Origin of the sequence: Paenibacillus sp. FSL M7-0802, assembly GCF_038004945.1 — a bacterium.
GTDB classification, from domain to species: Bacteria; Bacillota; Bacilli; order Paenibacillales; family Paenibacillaceae; genus Paenibacillus; species Paenibacillus polymyxa_B.
Genome location: NZ_JBBOSD010000001.1, coordinates 5,067,939 through 5,087,486, shown reverse-complemented (window position 1 = coordinate 5,087,486; position 19,548 = coordinate 5,067,939). Strand labels below are relative to the sequence as shown.

Annotated in this window: 17 protein-coding genes; 3 read left to right on the top strand and 14 right to left on the bottom strand. The window is 44.7% G+C overall.

What is annotated here, in order from left to right; translation table 11 throughout:
• Nucleotides 1-35: 35 nt before the first annotated feature.
• The 6 genes from MHB54_RS23185 to MHB54_RS23160 form a co-directional block, all read right to left on the bottom strand.
• Nucleotides 36-2,123 (bottom strand): beta-galactosidase, encoded by a 2,088-nt coding sequence (locus tag MHB54_RS23185; RefSeq protein WP_319640855.1) that lies wholly within the window; start codon nt 2,121-2,123, stop codon nt 36-38.
• A 28-nt stretch (nt 2,124-2,151) separates the two neighbouring features.
• On the bottom strand, nt 2,152-3,030 hold the full coding sequence (locus tag MHB54_RS23180; protein ID WP_023989359.1) for a carbohydrate ABC transporter permease: 879 nt from the start codon (nt 3,028-3,030) through the stop codon (nt 2,152-2,154).
• A 27-nt stretch (nt 3,031-3,057) separates the two neighbouring features.
• Complete coding sequence (locus MHB54_RS23175) at nt 3,058-3,948, bottom strand: ABC transporter permease (RefSeq protein WP_025718416.1); 891 nt, start codon at nt 3,946-3,948, stop codon at nt 3,058-3,060.
• A gap of 244 nt (nt 3,949-4,192) precedes the next feature.
• Nucleotides 4,193-5,875 (bottom strand): extracellular solute-binding protein, encoded by a 1,683-nt coding sequence (locus MHB54_RS23170; RefSeq protein ID WP_264453591.1) that lies wholly within the window; start codon nt 5,873-5,875, stop codon nt 4,193-4,195.
• A gap of 136 nt (nt 5,876-6,011) precedes the next feature.
• Complete coding sequence (locus MHB54_RS23165; RefSeq protein WP_023989361.1) at nt 6,012-7,637, bottom strand: response regulator transcription factor; 1,626 nt, start codon at nt 7,635-7,637, stop codon at nt 6,012-6,014.
• Nucleotides 7,612-9,432, bottom strand: coding sequence for a sensor histidine kinase (locus MHB54_RS23160; RefSeq protein ID WP_023989362.1), 1,821 nt, complete (start codon nt 9,430-9,432; stop codon nt 7,612-7,614). The genes MHB54_RS23165 and MHB54_RS23160 overlap by 26 nt, the downstream gene beginning before the upstream one ends.
• A gap of 114 nt (nt 9,433-9,546) precedes the next feature.
• Here MHB54_RS23160 and MHB54_RS23155 point away from each other — a divergent pair, with 114 nt between their 5' ends.
• Entirely contained in the window at nt 9,547-9,699 is a 153-nt protein-coding gene (locus tag MHB54_RS23155) for a hypothetical protein (RefSeq protein ID WP_023989363.1), read from the top strand.
• A gap of 5 nt (nt 9,700-9,704) precedes the next feature.
• Here MHB54_RS23155 and MHB54_RS23150 read toward each other — a convergent pair whose 3' ends face one another.
• Entirely contained in the window at nt 9,705-10,142 is a 438-nt protein-coding gene (locus MHB54_RS23150; protein ID WP_023989364.1) for a NucA/NucB deoxyribonuclease domain-containing protein, read from the bottom strand.
• A gap of 140 nt (nt 10,143-10,282) precedes the next feature.
• Between MHB54_RS23150 and MHB54_RS23145 the strand changes: the two genes are divergently transcribed.
• Both MHB54_RS23145 and MHB54_RS23140 read left to right on the top strand, forming a co-directional pair.
• Nucleotides 10,283-10,477, top strand: coding sequence for a hypothetical protein (locus MHB54_RS23145; RefSeq protein WP_013310963.1), 195 nt, complete (start codon nt 10,283-10,285; stop codon nt 10,475-10,477).
• Nucleotides 10,478-10,864: 387 nt separating this feature from the next.
• Nucleotides 10,865-11,167 carry a hypothetical protein gene (locus MHB54_RS23140; RefSeq protein ID WP_013310964.1) on the top strand — a complete coding sequence of 101 codons (303 nt, stop codon included), beginning with the start codon at nt 10,865-10,867 and terminating at the stop codon, nt 11,165-11,167.
• Nucleotides 11,168-11,236: 69 nt separating this feature from the next.
• On the opposite strand, the gene MHB54_RS23135 is transcribed toward MHB54_RS23140, so the two are convergent.
• The 7 genes from MHB54_RS23135 to MHB54_RS23105 form a co-directional block, all read right to left on the bottom strand.
• Nucleotides 11,237-13,123, bottom strand: a complete 1,887-nt coding sequence (locus MHB54_RS23135; RefSeq protein WP_023989365.1) for an Ig-like domain-containing protein — start codon at nt 13,121-13,123, stop codon at nt 11,237-11,239.
• 120 nt (nt 13,124-13,243) lie between these two features.
• Entirely contained in the window at nt 13,244-13,666 is a 423-nt protein-coding gene (locus MHB54_RS23130) for a hypothetical protein (RefSeq protein WP_023989366.1), read from the bottom strand.
• A gap of 16 nt (nt 13,667-13,682) precedes the next feature.
• Complete coding sequence (locus tag MHB54_RS23125) at nt 13,683-14,351, bottom strand: uracil-DNA glycosylase (protein WP_264453590.1); 669 nt, start codon at nt 14,349-14,351, stop codon at nt 13,683-13,685.
• A gap of 256 nt (nt 14,352-14,607) precedes the next feature.
• Nucleotides 14,608-15,273, bottom strand: coding sequence for an S-layer homology domain-containing protein (locus MHB54_RS23120; RefSeq protein ID WP_028540524.1), 666 nt, complete (start codon nt 15,271-15,273; stop codon nt 14,608-14,610).
• A gap of 123 nt (nt 15,274-15,396) precedes the next feature.
• A complete protein-coding gene (locus MHB54_RS23115; RefSeq protein WP_071558502.1) occupies nt 15,397-16,683 on the bottom strand; it encodes an apiosidase-like domain-containing protein in 1,287 nt (428 codons plus the stop codon).
• 71 nt (nt 16,684-16,754) lie between these two features.
• Entirely contained in the window at nt 16,755-18,059 is a 1,305-nt protein-coding gene (locus MHB54_RS23110) for a PTS sugar transporter subunit IIC (RefSeq protein ID WP_264453589.1), read from the bottom strand.
• Between the two features lie 45 nt (nt 18,060-18,104).
• Nucleotides 18,105-19,514, bottom strand: a complete 1,410-nt coding sequence (locus MHB54_RS23105; RefSeq protein ID WP_264453587.1) for a glycoside hydrolase family 1 protein — start codon at nt 19,512-19,514, stop codon at nt 18,105-18,107.
• Nucleotides 19,515-19,548 lie beyond the last annotated feature (34 nt).

The window sequence follows — 19,548 nt, the reverse complement described above, 5'->3', positions numbered from 1 at the left end:
GGAAAACGACAGAGATCACACTTTAATATCATGTTCTATTTATTGCGCTCTGTCTTTAAAACCTTAACAGCGTAGGCATCCAATTGAACGCTACCATCTTCTATCGCATGATTTTCAAGCATATCCGCATAAGTTCGCCCATCCAACGTAATCTTTTGCGACTCATGCGTGAAATTTAGTATAAAAATATAATCATGAACCCCATCGGTACGAATCGCCGTATTCACTCCATGAGGCAACTTCACATTGAGCGCTTTACTGATTCCTGCATCATCAATTAAACTTCTGTAAAAATGACTGTGAAACAGTCCGGTGTTGCGTGATGCGATGTAATAAGCCTTTCCCTCTCCCAAACGGTTCACCGTCAAAGCCGGGCGTCCTGCATAAAAGTCTGAGCCGTACACAGCCAGTACCTCTGCACCCTCCGTATGAATGAGATCACACAATTCTACAGCTTCATACTCCCCTTGCAGATCCAGCTCATTGCCTTCAACCGGCAAAATGTGATTACGGTCATGATCATGCAACCCGTCAATCTCTTCCGACCAGATCCCCAGCGTCTTACGAAGCGGCCCCGGAAAGCCTCCAAGGAAGCACAAATCATGTTCATCTACGATACCAGACCAATAGGTTGCTACGAAAACGCCACCGTTTTCAACAAACTTCTGTATACGCTCCCCCACACCGCTGCGGACCATATACAACATCGGAGCTACCAAAAGTTTGTATTTGGAGAAATCTGCATCCATATGAATGACATCTACAGGTACACCCTGCTCCCAAAGTGCCAAATAATGCGCTTCAGCTGTCTCTTCATATTTCACACCTTTGTTGCGTGGTCCCTGTGAATCGTTGATTCCCCAACGGTTCTCCCAGTCAAAAATGACTGCGGCCTCCGCCGGTACCGATGTACCGATAACCTCCTCCAGTTTTTCCAGCGCATTACCGACCTCTGTCACATCTCCAAATACACGAGTGTGCTCATGTCCGACATGATCGACAACCGCACCATGCAGCTTTTCACTCGAACCGCGGCTTTTCCGCCACTGAAAATATTGAACGGTGTCTGACCCGTGTGCCACAGCCTGTAAAGACGATAGCAGATGCATTCCTGGTCGCTTCAGCTTGCTTACGTCTTGCCAGTTCGTCAAACTCGGCGTACTCTCCATGAGCATCCAAGGCTTGCCTCCCTTGATTGAACGAATAATATCGTGCATCATGGCCACTTTAGCAGCCTGACGGCTATCATCTCCCTCACGGTCATGCCATGTTGGGTAACTATCCCAGGATATAACATCGAGCAGATCAGCAAACTTCCAGTAATTCAACCCTTCAAAAAACTCCATTAAATTGGTTGTGACCGGAATTGCTGGATTTGCAGCCTTGAGCGGCACAATCTCATGTTTGATAAAATCTGCGGTCTGATCGGTCACAAACCGTCTCCAGTCCAAATTCAGGGCATGGACCTGTGTTTCACCGTGAGGTGCTGGGGACTCAACTTGGCTCCAATCTGTAATCGTATGACTCCAAAAGGTTGTCCACCATGCGTGATTAAGCTTGTCCAGCGTACCGTATTTATCCTCGACCCAAGCACGAAATGCCTCCTGACAATAATCACAGTGGCAATCTCCACCAAATTCATTGGAAATATGCCAGCCAATCACAGCCGGATGGTTAGCATAACGCTCGGCCAGCTTCGTATTCATGATACGTACTTTTTCCCGGTAAACAGGCGATGTAGAACAGTGATTATGGCGAAACCCGTGCAGATTACGGACACGGTTAGCCTCCACACGCAGCACCTCAGGATATTTTTGTGACATCCAGGCTGGTCTTGCTCCACTAGGAGTGGCCAAAAAAGCATAGATTCCGTTCTCAGCAAACGAATCCAGAATACGATCCATCCACTCAAACGTAAATACACCTTCCTCAGGCTCCAATGAAACCCATGAGAAAATGCCGACAGACATCACGTTGCATTTGGCTAGTTTCATTAGACGGATATCCTCCGCTAACACTTCAGGGTAATGCTGCCATTGCTCCGGGTTATAGTCCGCGCCATGCAGCATACGTGGAACTCGCTCACTAATGGGAGGGTACTTGATTATGTTTTGCTTCGTCACTACAAATCATCTCCTTCTATGAATTCTGTTACTCTTTGACGGAACCTAGCGTCATACCTTTAACAAAATACTTTTGTAAAAATGGATATACAATGAGAATAGGCGCTGCACCAATGAAAATTTGCGCAGCATTAACCGTCGTTTGAGAAAGTAATTCCATCTCTTTGGGACTCATACTCATGGAACTCATGTCCTTCTGAATAATTACAGTTTGCAGGAACGTCGCCAGCGGATAGTCCTTTGCATTGCTCAAATAGAGCAGACCGTCAAACCAGGAGTTCCAATGAAATACCATACTAAACAGCGCAATCGTGGCAATGGAAGGCAGGGATATCGGTAAAAAGATACTAAACAATGTCCGAAAATGTCCTGCTCCGTCGATCAATGCGGCCTCTTCCATCTCTTTAGGAATTCCTCTAAAAAAGTTCAACATAAGGATGACCAAAAATGTGTTGACCGCTCCCGGCAAAACAAGTACCCAGAAGCTGTCCATAAGATGGATCTTTTGAATAACCATATAGAATGGAACCAGACCACCGTTAAAAATCATGCTGAATACGAACAACCATGAATATACGTTTCTGCTACGGAACACAGATGTTTCCTTTGAAAGTGGATAAGCAGCTAAAAAGGTAATAAGCAATGTTAAGCCGGTTCCCAATACAGTCCGACAGACAGAAATCCAGATAGAGTGCAGAAAAATTGGGTTATTCATCGTCTTCTTATAGGCTTCTAATGAAAATTGCACCGGCCACAGTCCAACCAGATTGGCATCTGCTGCTGATTTAGCACTAAATGATACCGCCAACACATGAATCAGCGGAACGATACACATGATGGACAAAATCACAAGCAAGCAAATGTTAAACACATTGAAGATGCGGTATGGCGTTGTTTTATGATACATGACTCTCCCTCTTTCAGCCTCGTGGAATCAAAATATGCGGTAACCTGCCCATTTGTAAGCAAGTCGATAAGATATCAGAATGAGAATCATACTGATAACGGATTTGAACAAGCCGATTGCGGTGGCAAAGCCCATTTCCCCATTGATTAACGCTGTCCGGTAGACGAATGTATCAATAATATCGCCTTTTTGGTAAACCAGCGGATTATAAAGGTTGAAAATCTGGTCAAAACCGGCATTCAGTACATTGCCAAGTGCAAGCGTTCCAACAACGACTACCATCGGAATTAACGAAGGTACAGTGATGTGCAGCGTCTGTCTCCAGCGGCTCGCTCCATCCATTTCAGAAGCCTCATACAACGAAGGATTAATACCCGCCAGTGCAGCAAGAAATACGATGGTGTTGTATCCGAACTCCTTCCATATATCCGATACAATGACAGTAAACCGAAACCAGTTATTTTCTCCCAGAAAAAAGATAGGCTGGATCCCGAAACTACCGAGAATACGATTCATAAATCCATCTGTAGCCAACAGGTCAATCAGAATTCCGCCCAAGATGACCCACGAAAGAAAGTGTGGCAGATAAACCAGTGTCTGAATGGATCGCTGAAGGCCGACCTTGCGAATTTCATTCAGCAGTATAGCAAAAACAAACGGAACCACCAGATTGAAAAACATCTTTAACACAGCAATAATTAGTGTATTCCAGACGACTTGAAGACTGTCCTCCCGTTGAAACAAAAAGCGGAAGTTATCCAGTCCAACCCACTCGGAACCAGTTATGCCTAGCCAAGGTTTGTAATTTTGAAAGGCCATCACGATGCCGCCCATCGGAATGTAGCTGAATACAATTAAGAAAATGATGGCTGGCAGCAGCATGATATGAAATGGCCACGTACGTTGCAGACTTCTCATTGCAGTTCCTCCTGTAACTCTCATGGTATACTTCAATTATAAAAGCGTTTTCGCTGTCCCAACAGTTCAAAAAACCAACATACATGGCACAAAAGCAATCATTTTTTAAGTTCGCCAAACGAATGAAAATTTTTTTTCACACACATCATAATAGCGCATTCATTTCTACTCAATCCTGATAAAGCTGTAGTAAAAAGGCTGTCCACCTTGGGACAGCCCTCCTAACTATTACAACATCATGATTTTACTTTTCGACGCTTTTATACCATTCGTTTACTTCATTTGTAATTTGTTCGCCACCAGCTGTTTTCCACGTCTGTACAAAGGTATCAAAAGCAGAGATCGGCTGCTTGCCATAAATAATTTCATTGAAGGTCTGACTTTCAATCTTATCCAGATAGTCCTTTTTAGCCTTCATGGTTGGCGTAGTAGGGCCCGTGAACTGATCTTTCATGGAGATATCCTTCTGTTCCATAAGCACTTTGGCAGCTGCAGGAGTATCTTTCCCGTAATTCACCATTACATCTTTCTCCAGACGGGTCTTCGGTTCTGCGCCGTTAGCCAAACTTAACAAAGCCTTCATTTGGGCATCAGGTATACGCGCGCCATCACGAACCAGCAAATAACGAAAAGAGTTTACATAACCGCCTGGTATTTTATCGATAGACATTAGCTTTCCGCCCGCATCCAAATCATAATCGTAGCCCTTAAACAGCCCATTCGACAAATCACCGTCCGGTTTAGCATTAGCATAATGGTCAAACAAATAATTTTGATAAGTGAAAAAAGCTTCAGGATGCTGCATTTGTTTGTTGATTAGTACAACACCATTGGTATATTGCGTTCCGTGGCGCATGGCTTTGTTGTCAGGACCCACTGGAATCTTGATCGGCTTCCACACGGCACCCGGCGCATTTTTGACTGTATCCTGAAGCGGCCAGCCGCTCATCCAATATGGTCCAGGAATCATACCGGCTGTTCCTGCGACTGTAGGTTTTGACGTTTTATTTTCATCCCACAATGCTGCTTCCTGAGGAATATATCCCTTTTTGAGCCACTCGCTCAGCTTTTGCAAACCCGGCTTCATGCCAGGCTGCACGGATCCATATTCCAAACTGCCATCTGTGCCTTTGTTCCACTGCTGAGGTAGAGTGCCATATGCCCCGAAAATCCAGGATGGGTCACCCATCCAAGTGTTCATGGATGTTTTGAAACCGATGCTGAGCGGAATCACTTTGTTCGGAGCCAGTCCGTCCGGATTTTTATTTTTAAAGGCGTCCATCACTTTTTCCAAGTCATCCATCGTCTCTGGAGCCTTCATACCCAGCTTATCCAACCAATCTTGTCGTACCCACAATACATAATCATGGTTATAGGCAAAATCAAGCACAGGAATGCCCATTTTTTTGCCATCTCGGCTATACTGATTCCATACGTTCGTATCCTGATTCATCGCCTGCTTCCAGGAATCCGAAGCGTACTTGTCAAACAACGGACCAGCCTCTGCAAACATACCGGAATCAATCATGTCCTGTGCCAGTTGCTCATTCTCCGTCCCCAATACAACCACGTCTGGCATCTCCTGACCGGAGGACATAGCCAATCGCAGCTTCGTAGCAAATGCACCATTCGTATCTGTGACGGACCAGAGTGATTTGATATTAATACCGAATTTCTCTTTAGCCCATTTTGTCGCAATGTTATTTTCGATAGATTCACCATTTTTAAATTTTAAGGCGGGATCTACACCCCATACCGTGGAAATTGTGACTTCTGGATTGTATTTTTCTTTGTATACGTTTTCAGTTTTAGCTGTGCTGTCCGCATTCCCATCATTTCCTGCTCCTGAGCAGCCCACAAGGCCAACTCCTAATACCATAGTTGCGGCGAGCAACGACAACAACTTTTTTTTCGAATGAACTCGCATATTGTTCCCCCTCTAAAAATCATTTTCTACTCTTTTATTATAAGAGGGCTTTTCTTCGCAGCCTATGTCACAAAATAAATATTTCTGCACCTTTCCCAACTGATCTTTGTTGGTTTCGTCCTTACTGGTCCCATCTTTACTGGTCCCGAAATTCATGCGGAGTCATTCCGTAATGCTTTTTGAACATCTTACTGAAATATTGGGGATTCTGATAGCCCAGTTCCGTCGTAATTTCGTATATTTTTTTGTTGGAATATTTAAGCAAATAAAGAGCCCGCTCCATTCTCATTCGGATAATATAGTCACCCAAACCTTCTCCGGTTTCAGCTTTATAAATTTTAGACAGATAGACTGGATGAAGATAAACCTGATCGGCAATCGTCTTAACAGACAGCTCCTGACCTTTATCCTGGGAGATGAGCTCCTGAACCTGCTTGACCACATAGCTTTTAGCGCTTTGCTCGCTTGCGGACCATTCAGATTTAAGTTTGTTCATCATGGAAAGTATCCACTCTTTGAGGTGAGGGAACGAATGAACCATTTTCTGCGCATGTAACGGATCGAAGCCTACTTGATCCATCTGTGTAATGAAACGTCCTTGTTTGTGCGCTGTATACATAAAGGCGCTCGTCACCGAAATAAACAGCTCATATAAATGCTCGCGTGTGTATCCCACCTCTTCCATTTTTCCAAATACACGGCTCACTTTCGCTTCGGCCTCTTCCCATTGCCTGGACTCTAGCAGATGAGTAAGCGTAGGGTGCATATAAAGCCCCTCCAGTGACTTAACTGAACTGTGTGGCTGTTCTGTCTGTTCTTCTATGAATAGCAGTGTATCCGTCTCCTCCTGATGGTTCCAGTATAAGGATCTAATTGCTGTCTGATATAGCTTAGGCAGTTCCTCTGGAAACTTAAACCATCCGGTTAATGCAACGTAAATTTCCCCTTTCAAGTAATTGCTCACATTTTTTCGAAAGGTCTCAATCGCCGCACTCAAAAAACGATTCTGCTCATCCGCACTCCGTTCAGGAAATGAATTCCAATTCCCTTCTATTAATACAATTAAACAATCATGCGGCGCTTTGCAATGCCAAACGTGAAAATCAGGTGCGAACACTTCTTCGGCAATATTTCCAATCGCATACTCAATTAAGGAGACTGAATGATAGTCCATATCAGAAAAATGCTTCCCTAGCTGAATAAGCAGCATACTGGCAGGATGTCCCGTGCGTAGCTTGATTTCGTACTCAGACATTTTGCTCTCTATTTTTGGTACTGGCAAATCACGCCCGAGTAGCAAATCATGCATCAAATGGGTCCGCAGTACACCAAAATCGTTTCTGCGGCTATATTGTAATTGATGAACCTTGTCAAATGCTTCCCATTCTTCCTTTAGCGAATCCATGGCAGCTGACACACATTTGATAAACTCTTCATCATCCACCGGCTTTAAAATGTAATCAAAAGCCTTAAGCTGGAGCGCTTTTTTAGCATATTCAAAATCGGCATAGCCTGTCAGTAACAAACTTCGGATATGTGGCCATCGTTCGTTTACCTCAACAATCAACTCCAGTCCCGTCATGCCAGGCATACGAATATCCGTAACCAGAATATCAATATCGTACGCTTCCAGCACATCCACCGCTGCTAATGCGGAAGCCGCTTGATGAACCCTCTCGATGCCTAGCGTCTCCCACGGAATGGTAGCTGCCAGACTTTCTGTTACATAACTCTCATCATCTACTAGTAATATCTGAACCATCTGGTCCCTCCGTTTTAACTATATTCGAATTTGGCGAAGGCTCAATTAAACCATTCGCATGCTCTCCTTCTGTTGAGATCGACCATTTTAAAACTGCACGCAATCCTCCCAATGGAGACAAAGAGAATTCCAGTCCTGCATCTTCCCCAAAATGTAATCGCATGCGTTGATGCACATTCCACAAACCGTATCCATGATCCTCTTCCACAGGCTTGTCAAGCGTTGACGTCAGGGCAGTTATAGCCTCTCTACTCAAACCGAGTCCGTTATCATCCACAATCAGGTACATATACGAGCCAACACGCTCGGTTAAAATATGAATTATACCATCCTCCGCTTGAGGCTCTATCCCGTGCAGCACCGCATTTTCCACCAGTGGCTGCACTACAAGCGGCGGAATCAGCAGACTGCTGGCTTGTGAAGAAACATGAATTAAAAACGTTAGCCTTGGCATACGCATCTGCTGTATGTTCAAATAATATTGAACAAACTCGACTTCCTCTGACAATGGAACCAAATCCCGCTCCTGTCTTGTCGTATACCGATAATACCTGGATAAATTTTGAGCCATGGCTACAACCGCCTCATGATTGCGCAGCTTTGCCATACTTGTAATAAACGAAAAACAATTATAAAAAAAATGCGGATTGATTTGTGACTGGAGCTGCTTTAGTCGCGCTTCCTTGACATGTAGCTGCTCAACATACACCTTCTCAAACAGCTCCTGAATCTGTTCGACCATCAGATTAAATTGACTAGACAGGAAAGCAAACTCGTGACTCCCCCTTAGACTTAATCGAACAGCATAGTCTCCATCCTTTAATCTCCGAAATGCCCGCACAAGCTGAAGAATCGGCACTTGTACCTGTGAATGAAGCAAGTAAGCACCAATCAAGCCTACCAGCAGCGAGCCAACAACAGTTATATAAAACAGTCGATTCGATGAGTAAATCGGAGACATCATATCGGACAAAGGCATGTAATCAATCAAATACCAACCAGTCGTTTGCGAAAGAACGGCATGAACCAGGTAGCTTTCTTCTCCAATTTTCACAGTCAGATTATCAACTTCATGGAGTCCCATTTTTTCCAATTTAGAAATCAGCTTTCCAGACAGCTCTTCATTTGCAGTACGATTAAAGATCACTCCTACGCCTTTCTTATAATAAAAAGGCTCCTTTCGACCATCACCTTTGAAACGGTCAAGCATGTCCTGAATATTACTGCTGTCAAATTCAACCTTAATAATCGTGTTAGCGGTTTCTGGATTACCAAGTGAAGAAAACGGGGATAATGTATACAATGAAAATATAAATTGGTCTTTCCCGTATGATCTTTTTTTGGATACCTGCCAGCCGTCTTTTATCAGCTGATTTAGTTTTTTCTGGTCATATAAACCTGCTCCATTCTCCGATACAACCCGTCCAAGCGAAGGAGAATAGATACTCAGCCCGGTTCTCCAATTAGAAGAGCTTTCCTGAAGCCCAAGCTTGGTTTGGATCCGTTTGACAAGGTTAATTCCATCCAGATTGAGAACCTTGTCCTTCAAAAAAATCGCTTGAAAACTGGCTACATCGGGATCATGAATCAGCAGATGCGGCCAGGAGGAAATCATTTCAATATTCGTATTCACCTGGTTTTGAAAAAAAGTCAGCTGATTATAATTAGATTGATTCAGCTCCTCACGTAATACACCTGTCGTTGTCTGATTAGAATAGACATACAGGATCAGCATAGGTATAAGCAATACGATAACGATGGAGACGATTTTAGTATAAAAATTAAATTTAAACATGAGTTCTACACATCCTCTGCACAAAAAACAAGCATACTTAAATGGTATGCCAGAGCCCTGACCTTCGTTGCCGTCAGTACATACTATACATTATCAATGGTTGGCGGTGATAATATGTTTGATGCTAAGCAAATGGAATGGTTTAACCAACTATCCGCTGAAGACTTGGCCATTTTAGGTGCCGGCTTCAATACACTAGGTGATTTTTTTGATTTTCTGGCGTTGATTAAGGCCAGACAGGAAACAGCGCAAGGTAATAAAAAGTAATAGCACTATTTCACAACAAATTTCACACGAGTTCCATCCTCATACTCATCCAATTGGTGACTGACCCATGATCCTGCCCCACGATTATCCTTAGGGGCTATGTATTTGATATTTGCACCTTTGCCACCTTCTGAGCACATAGCCATCGGCCATTCGTCACGATCGTATCCTTTACGAGTGGGAACACCTGCAAGCGAATGCTTGCGATTTTGCTCGGCTCCTTCACGGTCAATTGTGCATACCGGTGATTTTCCCGCCTGAATGGCTTCCTTAATATGCTGCGCCGTTTCAGGGTAACGACCTGACGGGAATTGCAGCGTAACCTGAGCCGATGAAGGCGGGTTCTCTCCTGTCATTTTTGTAAGAAGATTGCCTCCTTCAAACCAGTACGCGCCCAAAGCTAGCAGCACTAAAGCTATAAAACTTAGCAATTTTTTCTTCAATTTCCCTCTTCCCTTCAAGCTATTCCAGTAGATGCCTTCAACTAAGGTAATCCCTGGATTTTATTTTTTGTAACCCCTTACTGACTATAAAAAAAGGTTGAATATTCGACGACAAATAGTATAGAGAGGAGGTTGTACGAATGAACGATGAGATCAAACTGGCCGTGAGCCAAATGCAAGCCGTTGTAATCCGATTACTGAATGGAAGTACCGTAATTGGCTGGCCTAAGCTCCTATCTGACCAAGAAACTCAGCAATTCAAGCTCTATGATGACGAACACGTATATACGATTTCCGTTAATGACGTGGATACAGTCGCAAGAGTTATTGTATAAGATACAGGAAGCGACTTAATGAGACATCCAGCGGACAAGCCCAAACAAGGCACACCACAGGAGAAGACTGATCAGAATCCCCCAAAATAAACCTTTAAAAAGCTTCATACCATACTGACAACCTTTCCTACTGGGCTTTTCCCCCATTATAACATGTCAGAAAGACAGCTGTCGCAGCTTGCTCTTATATCATCTTCGTGTCATATATATTAAATTTTAAAATCACGACACAAAGGAAAGAATGAAATAATTCCGAAAATTAGGCCTGATCACCAGTGAAAATGCAATCATGACATAATAAAAGTCACATTTTAATCAAAATTTAATGAAAGTTTTCCGAAAATGATGTATAATTATTGACATAACAAAACGCACGAGGTGATCATCATGGCATTATTAAACAGAGTTCATGAATTAAAATTGCAACTGCCTAACGAGCATCATAGCATTTCCCAATACGTGGAGCATGCATTGCATTCGATTGACAGTTTTGTGGAGCAACATCGTCAATTTATAGCCGCTCAGGCTCTATATGGTGAAAAAATCAATGGTACGGAAGAAAGACTGTTCCGAGACACAATTTCTGAGATTAAAGCCCAACTGGTAGCTACTTTGGAAAAGACAGTTGAAGACTTCGCACACAAAGGCGATAAGCACTGGAAAAATCATTATCAGGACGGCGTAGAATAAGCTGAAAATAACCCCCGGTCTTTGGACCGGGGGTTATTTTGTATAAGTGGATGTGGCAATATGCGTAGACTATTTTAACACTCTGGCCGATGTCGCTACAGTCTTACCACCATAGACTACTTTGATACTGGAACTTCCGGTATCAATCGCCTTCACCTGACCGCCAGTAACCTGTACGATCGACGGTTTGGAAGATGTCCATACCGCTGAGCTTGTCACATTGGTAGTAGCGCCTGAATCATAAACTGCATTCACACTAAGCACTTGAGAGGAGCCTTTAGGCAGCTTCAGGTTTTTATTGCTCAATACCAGTTTGAGCAGCTTAGGTGTGACCTTGATCTCAACGTTAAACGACTTATCCTGATATGTGCCCGTAATCGTTGCTGTTCCAATTCCAACGGCTTTAATGGAAGAGCCTTTTACGATCGCTACGGAAGCATTCGATGATGTCCATTTCACTTTACTGCTCAGCGTAGCTTTTTTACCATCCGTATATATGCCGATGACTTTGAGGGACTTACTTCCTTTCAAATTCATATCAGCACTCGAAAAGCTTGGTGTCAATGTAGAAATGGCTCCTTCCACAATGACAGGTACTTTCACATATTTGTTCATATACATAGCCTTGATTCCAGAGTTACCGCCACTCACCGCTTTTACTTTACCATTTGCTACTGTAACTGCGGCTGTTGTACCTACCCAGCTTACCTGACTGGTAACATCCAGGATTCCGCCACCAGCCATGTGTGCTTTTACTGTCGGAATACTTGCTTCTTGGCCTGCAACCAATACATATTTTTTCTCAGAAGCGGTCAGCTTGAGCACTTTGTATTGCACAGTCACTGGAATATCCAGTTTGAGTGCACCTACCGTTGCTGTCAATGTTGCACTGCCTGGGTTCACTGCAATCAGCTTACCATTTGCTATTTTAACTGCACTTTCACTGCTTAAGCTCCATTTTACATCGGATTGAACTGCTTTTTTAGCCCCATTGACCAAATAAGCAGATATACTCGGAAGAGAAGTTTTGCCTCCTGTTTCGAGAGTCAGACTGGCTTTGCTTGAAACCAGTTTTTCAACCGTCGGAAGTACATTAATCTTCAGAGTCTTGCTCAAACCGTGATAGGACGCTGTAATCGTCGAATTGCCTGCATCCATCGGTGTGATTTTACCTTGCTCGACTGTGGCAACCAACGGATTGGAGGAAGTCCATTCTGCCGTGTTGGTCACATCTGTCTTGCCGCCAGTCAGGTTGACATCGGTTGCACTAACCTGAATTGGGGAGCTACCCAGAAAGACCGATTTGGACCCAGTTGCATTCAATACTAATGCCTGAGAAGAAGAACGCACATACACAATCGTTTGTGCTTTGAGTTCATCTTTGCTTGCTTTAATGTAAGTCACGCCTTTGGCAAGTGGACGAACCAGACCATCTTCAACGGTAGCAACAGCCGCATTCGAAGAAGTCCATTCGACACCGGATACATTTTCCGTCCCACCTCCAGTAAGTACACCTTGAGCAGTCAATTGCTTTGATTCTCCACCAATCGTCAAATTAATGGGACTAGACGGATTTAATTGCAGCTTGCTGTAAGGCGATTTTACTGTAATCGTTGTACTTACCGTTTGCTGCTCATATGTGGCAACAATCTTAATCTGCCCTTTTGACACAGGAGTAATGAGTCCCTTATCTACCTTTAAAATGCTTGAATCCCCAGAGATCCATTCTGCTTTTTGTGTAACATCTTCTTTGCCCTTTTCTGTCAATGACCACACTTTTAATTGAGCGGGGCTTCCACCCAGATTCAATGTAGTCGGATTTTGACTGTCCCACTGTACCGTGGAAGTCGTGCTCTCCTCAGCCCGGATCAAACCCGCTGGCCATGCTGCAAATACAAACATCAGCAAAGCAAGTAAGAAGGTACTCCGTTTGCTCATACGTTTCATACGCTCCATTCGTTTCTCTCCCTTAGTTTCATCTCTATAAAATAGGATATAATTAACAATCCCATTACTTTTATCGGTTAGCAGCTAACTAAATTGAACCCTTCATCAAAAAAAGGTGAATAATTACAGTTAAAGTTCTCCACGTAGTGACCTTACTACAAACAAATGCTCTTCTTTAGATAAGGTTTGTCCATCTTCAAGAATTACATCGTGTGCCGAGTGGCTAACCAGCTTTACATTATAAGCAATCAGCTGATCCTCTCTCCAAATCGTCACCGCCGACTGAAAATGAATGGCATTATCAAACTGTAACGGAACGCTCATTACATAACCGATAGCGTTCAGCTTCGCCGGATGGCGGCTTCTACGTTCACGCCCCGGAGGAAGCATGGTAATATGCGTAATATTTTCAAAAGGAATAGCCAGCATTTTCGGGCCTAAAATAACACACTTTCGTATATCATCCCATTTTTCAAGCGTGCCGCGCACCTTCTGGGTATGACCGTTGTTGCCGTGATATAAAATGACCTGACGTCCCTTCCACTGACGCATGTCCTCACCTCCAGTGCTAGCGGTTAGGAATCTCCCACCGAATAGGCTCCATTCCATGCTCCTGCAAAAATGCATTGGTACGCGAAAAAGGCTTGCTGCCAAAAAAGCCTCTGTGAGCCGCCAATGGACTTGGATGAACGGATTTCAGCACCAAATGCTTGCTGGTATTCACGAAGCTTGCTTTTTTCTGAGCATGGCTCCCCCACAAAATAAACACTGCTGGCTGCTCGCGTTCATTAATCGCTTCAACGACAGCATCCGTGAAACGTTCCCAACCTATTCCCTGGTGAGATTGCGGTTGTCCTTCACGCACGGTTAACACGTTGTTTAGCAGCAGCACACCTTGCTCAGCCCAAGGCACGAGGTATCCCTGATTCGGAATGGGAGTGCCGATATCATCGCGAAGCTCCTTGTATATATTTAGTAGAGATGGCGGTGTTCGCACACCAGGTCTAACAGAAAAGCTCAAACCGTGAGCTTGTCCCTCTCCATGATATGGATCCTGTCCCAATATAACCGCTTTGGTCAGATGAAATGGCGTTAATTTAAGTGCGGAAAACAAGTCTTCTTTTGGAGGATATACCTTATGTAACTTGTACTCTCTGGCTAACGTATACCTTAATTCATTAAAGTATGGCTTCTCGACCTCTTCTCGTAGTACATCATCCCAGTCATTCCCAAACATACCCCTGTCTCCTCTCAATATGTAGATCTGTGAAAACGGTAAGCTTTTTGATCCAAAAAAATAAGCTGAACTCCTCATCCGGAGCCAGCTTATTTATTCGTTACCTGTGTTATATGCCGAAGGACCAGGAAAATATCCTTACGGTAATCAGCTACCGCAGGTCTAAATTCGATTTCCTTATTATAACATTAACGATAATGATGTCAAGTAACTGAAAGCTTAATTCCCTCAGAAGAAAAGCTCTTAATTGCTGTATTTATGACGATTTTGTATGAGCATTCAGGTATTCCAATGCATTATATAACATAACAGCAGCTTCGGCACGTGTAATCTCGCTTTTTGGATGAAACTTTTCATTTGCATCCAAGGTATTGACCTTGTAGACTAGCGAGCGTTGAATGCTACCTTGGTAAGAAGGCTCCAGTTCGCTGTCATCCGCAATATTCGCAGGTGCGATTTTAATCATCGGAAGAGCGCCTGCTTTTTCCATGCCCTGAATCAGCATGTGGGTGAACTCTTCCTTAGTCAGGGTTTTTGAAGGAACGATATCTTTTGGAATCTCTACGCCATTATAATGCGCGTTGATAAAGGCTTCAGCATACCATGCAGTATCCTTAACATGGGTAAACAGTCCGCTGGCCTGTGGCGCCTTATTAAAATCAATAGCGGCCAAACTGAGCTGGAGTCCGCCGGAGATCAACTGAATGCCCTGGGCAGCGGTGACTTTAGATGACGGGAGAAACTGCGTGTCAGAGGCACCTTTGAGCAGACCCTGATCTTTAAGGGATATAATTTTTTCTTTGCCGCTTACGTTGTCCAAATCCTTGAATTGACGGTCTGCCGCAGACATTTGACCTCCAACGGAGAAGGACAAAATGGCTACAGTTGTAATGGCTGCAAATGCACTTTTTCTCATGTTCATGTCAAGTTCCACCTTGTAGTTGAATTAGGCCGCCTGGCCATTAACAACCTCTTTGACGTAGTTCAGGATGGAAAGGTTGCAAGCGATATCTAACAGAGATTTGGATGAAGATTGCCCGAACGCTCAATTCTTATCTTTAACGCCAATCACGATGACATCCCCCTCAAAATTATGCATATCAATAACCGTTACATTGCCCCGAAACGCTACCGAAGCTGCTGCAAATCGGCGGTATTCCAGGTCGATAATCGTAAAGTCATATTCTCTGAGATCGGCGTCTAGCTTCAGGACCGTGTTCACCGGCACATAAATAGCAATTTTTTCGAAGCCTCTGGTTGAGGCAACTCGAATCTCTTCCGTGTTTTTAAGTACTATGTTCCAAGGCTGCAAATCTACCAGTCCGTACATCTGGAACAGCCACTTCGCGAATCCATAATCCCACGCTCCCTCAAATTTAAGGGCAGCCTGCCATTCATAGGGGCTATCAAAACCTTCCCCGGTAACTCCAAAGCGTTTCCCTTTTTTGTGCCAGCTCCATATTCCATGTGCTCCGTAGGTTACGCCGGCTTCCGCACCGGACAAAAGACTTTGCCATGCAGCTTTACGCACGTCGGCACGGCCGAAACGACCGTATTCTCTCCGGCTGTATCCCATCATCTCGTAGCAAGGTTCCGAGTTTAGCACAGGCCGTGTTACCCGCTTGTTGTAGAAGTCCAACGCCAAGGTGTAGGCCTTGGACTGAAACTGCGAATTGTGACCTGATTGGTACATGTAAAAGTCCAAATTAGGATCGTTAATGAACTCATCCGGCAGATCCGCCAGTCTCCCCTGAATGTGGAGAGTAGTCAAACACTCCGGACTATGTGTCTTCACAACGTGAAGTGTGGTGCGGTAATACTCGTTCGCTCGCTCTGACGGGAAGTCGGTATCCCCGCTCACAATATAGATAGGGTGATACTTTGAGAATCGGTCTGCCGCGTAACGCACATACGGTTCTACCGCCTCCAGAGGCATCTTTTTCTCATCACGAAGCTTGGCCGCCCATGTATCCGGGATATAATTGCACCAAAGCAAAACAAGCGCGGGTACAAATCCCTTGCTCACCGCCATCTCGACCATTGTCTCCGCCCTGTCAAAATAGTCTGGATTCAGCGAATAAAAATCGTAGCTCCCGTCCTCAATCCGTTCGAACGGTTCGTAATCCAAATCACTGCCGCTGGCATCCCACTGCCGCAGCAAATTGATTTGCAGAACATTAAACCCCTGGCTACTTCTGTAGTCAAGATAATCAGCCCATTCCTCCAGTGAGATGTTGGTAAATGCGCTCCAGACGGTATCCGCCAGATAGAAAAATGGAACTCCTTCATTGACAAAGTAACGTTTATTCTCCGCTATGCCAAGCTTTATCATATGGCATCCCCCTTATTGCTGTAATGACAGAAAACGGCGAACAGTTCGCCGCTTTCCCTTTTATTGCTCATTTATGAAGTAACGATACTAGCTTGGGCTCCAGCCGTTCCCTCCTGCTCTGACTTCTCCTGTGCTTCGCGTTCCCTGTTCAACGCTTGTTTATCAAGCGTTCTAAAGAACGGATAGTAAATCAGCATACAAACGGGAATGAGCAAAAGCTGTGCAACTGCAAGTCTCCAGCTCCCCTCAATAAAGCCCAGAGCAAAAATCGGAGTGCCAAATGCCGGGTAAATTCCGATGGGCGCAGGCAGCAAGCCCGCAGTTGTCGCAAAATAACCGAGGACGGCGCAGACGATAGGAGAACTGATAAACGGAATAGCCAGGAGCGGATTCAAAACAACTGGAATTCCGAAATTGAGTGGCTCGTGAATCGAGAAGAAAGTCCCCGGAAGGCCGAGCTTGCCAATCGTGCGTAATTGCTTGCTCTTGGCCAAGAAGACCAGCAGGAGAGCGAAGCCCAGCATCGGCGCATAGTTTGAGAAGATATACCAGAAAGCCAGCCCGATAATGTTCGGTAGCGGAGCTCCCGCCTGGAAAGCGTCGAGATTGGCAAGATCCAGGCTCATCCAGATCGGTTTGACGATGGCAAGCGTTACGATTGCACCGTGGATTCCGAACATCCAGAGCACCTGCATAATGATGAGGGCGACAATCATAGCCCCCAGTGATCCACCCAGTCCTTCTAGCGGCACTTGCAGATAGGTATAAATAAACTCATGGACCGTACCGAATGACGTATGCATGAATAGACCGGAAACGATAACGAATACCATAGCTACGAGTATCGCCGGAATTAATCCTGAGAATGTTTTGACAACGGTAGGCGGTACTCCTTCGGGCATTTTAATGGTCCAGTTGCGATCGACAATCCAGATATACAATCGGGAAGCGAGCAAGCCAACCAACATGGCGACAAACAAACCCTGCGCACCGAGCCACTGAAGTGGAAGCGCCCGGACTTTATCGAATGTTTGGATCGGCGTCAAAATAAGAAACGAGAGCAGTGCCGTTGCTGCGGGAACCAGTGGGTCCTTGTCAAAAGCTTGTGCCAGTCTGTAGGCGATGAAGAAGACTGCATAGAGGGCGATGATGCCAGTTGTCATCGTCGATCCTAATCCTATAATACCCTTAATGGGTGCGATGAGGGTCTGGTAAGGCTCCCAGGCAAGTGCGGAGAAAAGCGTCGAAAATGCTCCAATAATCAAAAAAGGAAGGGTGGACATCAGTCCATTTGATATAGCGCTCATATAGCGATTTTGCTGAATTTTCCCAGCGTATCTTTGTAATTTATGCGATAGTTTTTTTTCGTTAGCCATATTCCTTCAACTCCTGCTTTAGAGTTTCATCTGTTGTACTATAATCTAGAGAACGCTTCCATTTGAGGAAATCACATTTTTGTACCAATGGAAGCTGTTCTTGCGAATCCGCCGCAATTGTCTCAGGTTGAACTCATCCCGGTCAACATAGACGAATCCGTAACGTTTACTTACTCCCTGGTGGGTGCTGACCAGATCAATTGCGGACCAAGGACAATAACCAAACAGCTCCACCCCGTCCGTAATAGCAAGCTGGCATTGCTTGATATGCTTGCGCAAGTAATCGATGCGGTAATCATCTCTTACGACATCGCCCTCTTCCAAGGAATCAAAAGCCCCCAGTCCATTCTCGGTAATGATCAGCGGTAGCTGATAGCGGTCATAGATCTTCCTAAGAGTAACACGCAAGCCTGCCGGATCAATTCCCCAGCCGAACTCTGTTCGTTCCAGGTACTCATTTCCACTCCCGGCAAAAACACCCACTTCTCCAACTGAGATTTGCTGATCCCCCATCCCGCCTTTTTCTGCCGAATTCTGGGTACTGGCTTTGACCGTTGCAGAGCTGTAATAATTAAAAGCGATAAAGTCTGGCTTTGCGGCGGACAGAATACTCATATCACCTTCTTGAATCTCAGGCGTATAGCCTTTTTCCTCGAAGTATCTCCAGACCAGCGTATTGTAACGGCCAAACACCGCCATATCAAGGTATAACCAATTGCGGATTGTGTTGAAGTTATCAGCCGCCAGCACATCTTCCGGACGCGAAGACGCTGGATATACGCACGAGATGTTAGGAGCCGGTGCCACTTTAGCTTCAGGTAACATTTCTTTGCACAGAATCATCGCCCTGGCTTGAGCCAGAAGCATATGATGATTTTGCTGATACAATTCCTTTTTCGGATTCTTCAGGTTCGGGTCCAACGTTCCCAAAGCGGAACCGTGCAAAATCATCATGTTTTGTTCGTTAATAGTTAACCAATATTTCACCCGGTCCCCAAAGTGTTCGAACAATGTCTTCGCATACGTTTCAAATGCGTTGATTGTACTACGGTTCGACCATCCGCCTTCTTTTTCCAAAGCTGCCGGAAGATCAAAATGATACATGGTCACGATCGGTTCGATCCCGTATTTTAATAACTCATCAATTAAATGGTTGTAAAACTGTATGCCTTTCGGATTCAATTCCCCTGTTCCCTGCGGATAAATGCGGGTCCAGGCCACCGAGAAGCGATAAGCCTTAAAGCCCATTTCCGCCAGTAAGGCAATGTCTTCCTTATAGTGATGGTAATGATCGCTTGCCACCTTATAATCAGTGATCTCTTCCCGGGGCGGACGGGTGTCAATAACAGACGGCCCTTTTCCGTCCTCGTTCCATGCTCCTTCAAACTGATAGGACGAGGTCGATCCACCCCATAGAAAATTGGAATCAAACGCTTTCAATTTATGATATTTCATTTAACACCTCCAATGAAAAAGTGTTGATCTATAT